We start from the raw sequence: 7431 nt of genomic DNA, 5'->3' as shown, positions 1-7431 counted from the left end.
TCATCTCCACTCCTTGGCGGTTACGATGAGCCAGAAACCCTCTCTTATCAAATCGACCTAAACTGTCCCATTGGCGCTGACGTCAGACACATCAAGCAGCTATTGTGCGATACCCCGTTACAATGTCCAACTTTCAGCGGGAAACGGTAATTTCGTAGAACGCTCCGAGGTTCTAAACCACATTCCTTTCAACGCTGATTTTTTTGATAGGTACCTACAACGTAGTGCTGATGACATGATCATTGTGGACGCTCGCGGGGATAGCATGCAACCGACCATGCGCGACCGAGATCTACTGATGATAGACACATCTACAGCAAAAAAACCTCTTACGTCAGCGATTTACGGATTTACATTTGGCCAAGATGTTTATGTGAAGCGGCTATTCGTGACACCGGATGGCGTAGTCGCCAAGTCTGACAACAAGGACTATGGCGAGTTCACTATCCGACCTGAGGATATGGAGCAGTTTCACCCAATTGGCCGCGTTGTCTGGATCGGTCGGACGCTCTAAGCGCTGGCCGTTCTCATTTTCTGCTCATTCCCGACCGTTTTGTCCGGAAGTTTGAGCCGATTTTTATAATTCCGCTCATTTTTGTCCGACAGGATTTTTTTGCCTGGTCTACCAGCATCGCCTTATTTTTAAGGCTTTCCGGTCTGACCTGTTCTGAAAGAGGTTTGTCCGGAATAACTCACCCCCCCACAGAGAGGCGGGTCCCAGAGGACCTTTTGGAGCATTACAACACGAGGAAGATCGCGTTTTCCTTACAAGCTCTTGTTCCGCAATTTGACCCGAATGACAAATGTGCCATCGAAACAACTGAAGAAGGCAAGGCTTTGGCTGTACGACGGATCATGTATCTATGCCATTGGCATGACCGCTCCAATCTCAGCTTAAGGATGTCGCGACCTGCGCTAGGCGCGCAGCGCTTTTTGACAGGCGCTTGGTTTGCACTGGTTTCTTAAGCCAGGATGGAAGCCGCACTCAGATCCCGTGACAATCGTATTAGGTCCGATTGCATTCCGCTCCCGGTCTCGAGGGTCGACGGAGGGATTCCGGCCAGAGCCGCAGGAAAGCTGGTTGCTGCCCGCAATGCGGTCTCGATCGGCACGCCTACCTTTTCGACGAGCGTTCGAATGGCCTGCGTTAGATCAAGGTCGGCGCCAGCCAATGTCCCATCCGACAAGGTCAGGAGGCCGCCACCACGCCGGATTTGCCGCCCTTCCAATGTGAACTCTGTGCAATCGGTTCCCGCAACGGCCATGGCGTCACTCACGAGAAAGATTTGCCCAGGACCGGTCTTTGCGTGCCAAGCCGCGCGCATGGTCTCAGGATGAACATGCACTGCATCAGCGATTAGCCCAGACGACACATTTCCATCGGCAAGCGTTGCGCCAACAAGCCCGGGTTCACGGTTTCCAAGCTGGCTCATGGCGTTGAAGAGATGTGTGACGCAGCGCGCGCCAGCGGCAAAAAACTTACGACATGTGTCGTACCCGGCATCTGTGTGACCCAGGGACACTAGCACTCCGGCTGCAGAAAGCACTCTGACTTGATCCTCTGAAACGTTTTCCGGAGCGATTGTGATCTTCAGTACGGGCAAATTCTCAGCAGCGGCCAATAGTGTATCAAGATCGCTCGGTTCCATGGGGCGAATGAGGGAGGGGTCGTGTGCTCCCTTGCGCGCAATCGAAAGATGCGGCCCCTCGAGGTGCAGACCTGCGATCCCCGGCACATCTGCGCGGATGGCATCTGTTGCGGCGGCAATGGCGGCCCGGGTCTTTTCTGCTGTGTCAGTTATCAATGTTGGCAAGAGGGCTCGGACACCAAGACGCAAATGCGCCGAAGATATCCTGCGAAGCGTTTCGACCGAAGGATCGTCATTGAACATGACGCCGTCACCGCCATTGACCTGCAAATCGACATATCCAGGGCTGAGGATATCTCCGTTTAGATCGATCACCTCTCCGTCCCTCGGCACGTCGGTGTCCGGCCCAAACTCTGTCAGGTGACCATCCTCAAACCGCACTGCAAAACCGTCCCGTAGGGTCGATCCATCGAAGATACCGCCATTCCGGAAAACTTTCGCACCCTGTGTCATACGGTTTCCGTCACCTTCCTCAGATGGCGCGGCGTGTCCGGATTGATCTTACGCGCGGCGGCCACGGTTTCGACCATGCCATAGAAAGACACGATGGCAGCAATGGGGTCGGTGATCCAATGATCTGTACGCACATGAGGCAACGGGTCTGCCTCACGCACCTTGCCGGAGGTGGCAAAAACATGTGCGCCTTTGGTTGCCAGCGCATCGGCCACTTCGGCCACAGTGTCTTCGGCGGCGTCGCCGGCCGCAAAGGCAATGACCGGAAAGCCCTGCTCCACAATGGAGACCGGCCCATGCAGCACCTCGGCGCTGGAATAGCTTTCCGCATGGATCTGGCAGGTTTCCTTGAATTTTAGTGCCGCTTCGTTGGAGATCGCCCAGGACGGGCCGCGCCCGAGGGTAAATAGCGACTGTCCGGTGATTGCTTCGGCTGCCTCCGTCCAGTCACAACGCGTGGCTTTGTCGAGCACGTCGGGTAGAGTGTGGATGGCGCGGATCAGTTCGACATCGCCGCGCAGTTCGGCCAGCAGCCAGATCCCTGCGACCAGCGAAGTGACGAAGGTTTTGGTGGCGGCAACGCTCAATTCTGGGCCTGCATGGATCGGCAGAGTGGCGGCGGTGGCTTTGGCCAGCGGTGAATCTGCGTCATTGGTGATCGCAACGGTAAAGGCGCCCGAGGCGGCAAACGCCTCTGTCAGGCGCACGATATCAGGGCTTTGGCCCGATTGTGACACCGAGAGGCAAAGTGCGCCCTTGGCTCGGATTTCAGCGCCATAGATTGACTTCACGGACGGACCGACCGAGGCCATAGGTAAGCCCAATAGCAGTTCGGTGGCGTATTTCAGATAGGTCGCCGCATGATCAGACGAACCGCGCGCCACCGAAAGAAGATAGGGCAGATCGCGGTCGGCCAGTGCGGATTTGGTCTGGGCGATGGCGTCATCTCCATCGGTCAGCAACCGGTCCACGGCTTGCGGGATTTCGTTGATCTCGGCGCGCATGCGGGTCATGGATTGGGTCATTTGGGCAGCCTTTTCATAGGGGTGGGTCAGGGTGACAAGCGCAGCTCGGCTACGAAGTCATAGGTATCGCCGCGATAGATCGACCGTGTCAGTTCTGCCGCACGCCCGCTCTCAAGATAAGAGATACGCTGGATCTTCAGACCGGCCGTGCCTTCGGCAACGCCAAGCAGTTCGGCCTCTTGCGCATCGAGGTTGATCGCCGAGATTTTCTGGATCGCGCGCACCGGGCGGTGGCCGCTTTGTTCGAGGATTTCGTAAAGTGAGGTTGTCACTGCAAGAGGGTTGGGCAGGATGTCGAGGGGTAAGGCTGCGCGTTCCAGCGCCATCGGGTGCCCATCCGCTTCGCGCAGCCGGTGAATGCGCGCCACGCTGTCGCCCGCTGACAGACCCAGGGTCAGTACCTCTTCCGGTGAGGGCATGAACACGCCGCGTTCCAGCCATGTCGACGAGGTGGTCAGCCCGCGCCGCTCCATGTCTTCGGTGAATGAGGTGAGATGCGACAGCAACTGTTCCACGCGCCCCACCGGTTCGCGCACAAAAGATCCAGATCCCTGGCGCTGTTCAATGGCGCCGGTCTTGACCAGTTCCTGAATAGCTTTGCGCACGGTCACACGAGACAGGTCGGTGATCTCGGCAATCTCACGTTCAGGCGGCAGCGAACTGCCGGGTGGCAGTAACCCGCTGTTGATGCCTTTTTCCAGACGGCGATGCAGTTGCACATAGCGTGGACCGGGGGAGTGACCCAGCCAGCCTTCGGGCTGCAGAAAATCGGCGACGGACATTTCAGCAACGGACATGGGTCTCTCTCCTCGTGGTATTTTTGGCGGCGCAGGCGGAGGCAAATTCCTCGGCCAGGGCAATTGCCCCATCCAGCGGTTGCCCTTCCGGGTCGTGCAGGGCGGATTTCATCGCTGCAGGCAAATAGGGTGCATACGATGGGCCGATTCCACCGGTCAGGCAGATGCGCATCCCGTTCTGCCAGCCAAGAGTGGTCAGGGTGGCCGCGATGTGGTTCGCGGCCTGTTGCAGGATTGCGCGCGATATCGGACAGCCTTCGGCGGCCAAGCGCGTGACCTCCGGGGCAAAGCGACCAAACCGGGCCGGTGTGGCGCTGGCAGCAAAGCGCACCACCTCTGCAGGGCTGCCCAGGGTGGTCAGAATGTGGCTTGACAAAGTCGAGGCTTCAATCAGCCCGTCCACAACGTCAAGACTGCGTGCCAGGGCCTGGCGGCCAACCCATTGCGCCGAGGCTTCATCGCCCAGCACCGGACCCCAGCCGCCGACAAAGCGCATCTGGCTTTCGATCTGCGTTGCGACGAAAGACCCGGTGCCGCAATGGGCAACCATCCCGTCCCGCCTACCCAGCACCCCGCGTAATGCGGCAGGGCGGTCATCTTCGATGCGGATTTGAGAAAAGGACAAAGCCGCGGCCAATTGCATGGCAATGTCCTCTCCGGTGATGCCAGCCAAGCCCAGATAGGCGGGCAGCGCGGCAATCTCATCCACTGTTAGTCCGGAGATCTGTGCCAGTGTATCAGTCCCGTGCCGAATTTCCTGCGTGGCCGCGGCAAAATCGCTGGTCACATTTGCCGAGCCAGTCTCTGTCACGTGCATCTGTCCGGATGGGTCGCGCAGGGCCAGTCGACAGCGTGTTCCGCCCCCGTCAACGGCCAGAAAAGGAAGATCTGTGCGTGTCATCATGAGAATACCTATATAATACCTGTGTGCGGAATGAAAGAAGAAAATAGTCCAATATGTACCCAATAGCCGCTAATAGGTGCAATTTTTATGGGAATTATGGGGTGGCAAAATAAATGGTAGACAAATGGTATCTAAAAGGTATGATCACTGGATAACTGAAACCGGATTCGTCTTCAGATTTGCCCGGGCGGTTTGAGAAGAGTTTAGGGGAGGCGCCCAGGGCGCGACATCGCAATCATGGCTGACCAAACTGCAAACACCACCGAAAAGCTGCATGGCAAGGCCGCGGGCCTGGACCGCCTGCCGCTGGATGTGGTGGCAGGTATTCTGGCGGATGGTCAGCAAAACGCCGCTGCGGCGGTTTGCCAAAGCGCTGCCCAAATGGCCACCGCTGCCCGTGTGATGGCCGAAACCATCCGAAACTGTGGCACTCTGTATTATATTGCCGCCGGGTCGTCAGGGCTGATGGCTGCCGCTGATGCGATGGAGCTGGGCGGCACTTTTTCCATCCCGCCCGCGCAGATCCGAATTCTGATGGCCGGGGGTATTCCCACTACGCCGGAAATGCCCGGTGACAGCGAAGATCAATCTGATGCGCTGGGCTGCGCCTTGTCCGGGCTTGCGCCAAAGGACACGGTGATCACTGTTTCTGCCAGTGGCAGTACCCCCTATACCCTGGCCGCCGCACGGATTGCCAAAAGCAGGGGCGCGGCAGTGATCGGCATTGCCAACAATGCAGGAAGCGCGCTTTTGGACTTGGCCGAATGCGCGATTTGCCTACCCACCCCGCCCGAGGTCCTGTCGGGCTCCACCCGCATGGGGGCCGGCACCGCACAGAAAATCGCCTTGAACACGCTGTCGACCCTGATGGCGGTGGAACTGGGCCATGTGTATGACGGGATGATGGTAAACCTGCGTGCCGACAATGCAAAGCTGCGCGCCCGCGCAACCGGGATTGTCGCACGGATTTCAGGCCAGGAGAAGGCTGCCGCCGAAAGCGCGCTGCGGCGTGCCGGTGGTGATGTGAAGCGGGCGATCCTGATCGCCACCGGGGCGACCCCCGACCAGGCTAAAGACCTGATCGCCCGAACCAACGGTCATTTGCGACCGGCCCTGTCGGTCCTGACCAAGAAATAACCACCACGATAACATTGCGGAATTAACTGGGAGGAAACAATGAAACGCAAATTGATGACGCTGGCACTGGCCAGCACGGCCATGGTGGCCACCTCTGCTATGGCTGATGACGTGACCATCACGATTGAAAGTTGGCGCAACGACGATCTGGCGCTTTGGCAGGACAAGATCATCCCGGCCTTTGAAGCTGCCCATCCCGGCATCAAGGTTAAGTTCACTCCGTCGGCCCCGGCGGAATACAATGCCGTTTTGAATTCGAAACTGGATGCCGGGTCTGCTGGCGACATCATCACCTGTCGTCCGTTTGACGCCTCGCTGGCGCTGTTCGAAGCCGGTCATCTGACCGACCTTGGCGACATGGAAGCGATGAGCAACTTCTCGGACGTGGCGAAATCTGCCTGGCAAACCGATGATGGTTCGGCAAGCTTCTGCGTGCCGATGGCATCGGTGATCCACGGTTTTATCTACAACAAAGAAGCGTTCGAGGAAGTGGGAGTTGAAGTTCCGACCACCGAGGCGGAATTCTTTGCCGCCCTGGAAGCTTTCAAGGCGGATGGGAACTATATCCCGATGGCAATGGGCACCAATGACCAGTGGGAAGCGGCCACAATGGGTTACAACAACATCGGCCCGAACTACTGGAAAGGTGAAGAAGGTCGTCTGGCATTGATCGCGGGCGAGCAGAAGCTGACCGATGAGGCCTGGACCGCACCCTATGCAACCCTTGCCAAATGGAGCGCTTATCTGGGGGACGGCTTTGAAGCACAGACCTATCCTGACAGCCAGAACCTGTTCACGCTGGGGCGCGCCGCGATCTATCCGGCCGGCAGTTGGGAAATCTCGGGCTTTAATGCGCAGGCCGAATTCGAAATGGGAGCCTTCAAACCACCGGTGCAGAACGCAGGTGACACCTGCTATATCTCGGATCATACGGACATTGGCATTGGTATGAATGCCAAAACCGCCAACCCGGAAGCGGCCAAAACATTCTTGGCCTGGGTGGCGTCGCCGGAATTTGCCTCGATCTTCGGCAATGCATTGCCGGGCTTTTTCCCGCTGTCCAAGGAACCGGTTGAGCTGTCTGATCCGTTGGCCAAGGAAATAATTGGCTGGCGAGATGAGTGCGAAAGCACCATCCGTTCCACCTATCAGATCCTGTCGCGCGGCACCCCGAACCTCGAGAACGAGACCTGGGGCGCGTCTGTGGCCGCCATCAAAGGCACGTCTACCCCGGAAGAGCTGGGTGCCAAGCTGCAGGACGGGCTTGCCTCCTGGTACGAGCCGCATAAGTAAGGGCTGAAACGGACGGCCGGATACCTTTTTCCGGCCGTCATGCCACCCAAAAGGTGGATCACTTCGAGCAAAGACGAACGAGAACCAAGGATTGGGTGGGCGCCGTGCGCCTGATCCCCGGAGAGGCTTCGCCATTATGCGCGCATTCTCCGCAATCTTTGAAGCCGTTCCCT

The 7431-nt window shown here is 58.0% G+C and carries 7 protein-coding genes; 3 read left to right on the top strand and 4 right to left on the bottom strand.

From position 1 onward, the window contains the following. The first annotated feature begins 70 nt into the window (after nt 1-70). Nucleotides 71-514 carry a S24 family peptidase gene (locus tag ACR0IM_RS23990; RefSeq protein ID WP_480683442.1) on the top strand — a complete coding sequence of 148 codons (444 nt, stop codon included), beginning with the start codon at nt 71-73 and terminating at the stop codon, nt 512-514. A 448-nt stretch (nt 515-962) separates the two neighbouring features. Here ACR0IM_RS23990 and nagA read toward each other — a convergent pair whose 3' ends face one another. The 4 genes from nagA to ACR0IM_RS23970 are packed head-to-tail and all read right to left on the bottom strand — an operon-like array spanning nt 963 to nt 4828. Then, nucleotides 963-2102 carry an N-acetylglucosamine-6-phosphate deacetylase gene (nagA, locus tag ACR0IM_RS23985; RefSeq protein ID WP_480683441.1) on the bottom strand — a complete coding sequence of 380 codons (1140 nt, stop codon included), beginning with the start codon at nt 2100-2102 and terminating at the stop codon, nt 963-965. Further along, entirely contained in the window at nt 2099-3127 is a 1029-nt protein-coding gene (locus ACR0IM_RS23980) for an SIS domain-containing protein (protein ID WP_480683440.1), read from the bottom strand. The genes nagA and ACR0IM_RS23980 overlap by 4 nt, the downstream gene beginning before the upstream one ends. A gap of 26 nt (nt 3128-3153) precedes the next feature. Then, on the bottom strand, nt 3154-3909 hold the full coding sequence (locus ACR0IM_RS23975; RefSeq protein WP_480683443.1) for a GntR family transcriptional regulator: 756 nt from the start codon (nt 3907-3909) through the stop codon (nt 3154-3156). A gap of 1 nt (nt 3910) precedes the next feature. Further along, nucleotides 3911-4828 (bottom strand): glucosamine kinase nucleotide-binding domain-containing protein, encoded by a 918-nt coding sequence (locus ACR0IM_RS23970; RefSeq protein ID WP_480683439.1) that lies wholly within the window; start codon nt 4826-4828, stop codon nt 3911-3913. A 237-nt stretch (nt 4829-5065) separates the two neighbouring features. On the opposite strand from ACR0IM_RS23970, the gene ACR0IM_RS23965 reads away from it, so the two are divergent. Both ACR0IM_RS23965 and ACR0IM_RS23960 read left to right on the top strand, forming a co-directional pair. Continuing rightward, nucleotides 5066-5965: an N-acetylmuramic acid 6-phosphate etherase gene (locus tag ACR0IM_RS23965; protein ID WP_480683437.1), complete on the top strand. Its 900-nt coding sequence runs from the start codon at nt 5066-5068 to the stop codon at nt 5963-5965. Nucleotides 5966-6004: 39 nt separating this feature from the next. Beyond that, nucleotides 6005-7258 carry an ABC transporter substrate-binding protein gene (locus ACR0IM_RS23960; RefSeq protein ID WP_480683435.1) on the top strand — a complete coding sequence of 418 codons (1254 nt, stop codon included), beginning with the start codon at nt 6005-6007 and terminating at the stop codon, nt 7256-7258. Nucleotides 7259-7431: the final 173 nt, after the last annotated feature.

The organism is Ruegeria sp. BF6, from assembly GCF_056538665.1.
This window is presented reverse-complemented; position numbering and strand designations above follow the sequence as displayed.

Coding starts and splice junctions, on each gene's coding strand:
- nagA (WP_480683441.1), bottom strand. CDS start 2,102: ATGACACAGGGTGCGAAAGTTTTCCGGAATGGCGGTATCTTCGATGGA.
- ACR0IM_RS23980 (WP_480683440.1), bottom strand. CDS start 3,127: ATGACCCAATCCATGACCCGCATGCGCGCCGAGATCAACGAAATCCCG.
- ACR0IM_RS23975 (WP_480683443.1), bottom strand. CDS start 3,909: ATGTCCGTCGCCGATTTTCTGCAGCCCGAAGGCTGGCTGGGTCACTCC.
- ACR0IM_RS23970 (WP_480683439.1), bottom strand. CDS start 4,828: ATGATGACACGCACAGATCTTCCTTTTCTGGCCGTTGACGGGGGCGGA.
- ACR0IM_RS23965 (WP_480683437.1), top strand. CDS start 5,066: ATGGCTGACCAAACTGCAAACACCACCGAAAAGCTGCATGGCAAGGCC.
- ACR0IM_RS23960 (WP_480683435.1), top strand. CDS start 6,005: ATGAAACGCAAATTGATGACGCTGGCACTGGCCAGCACGGCCATGGTG.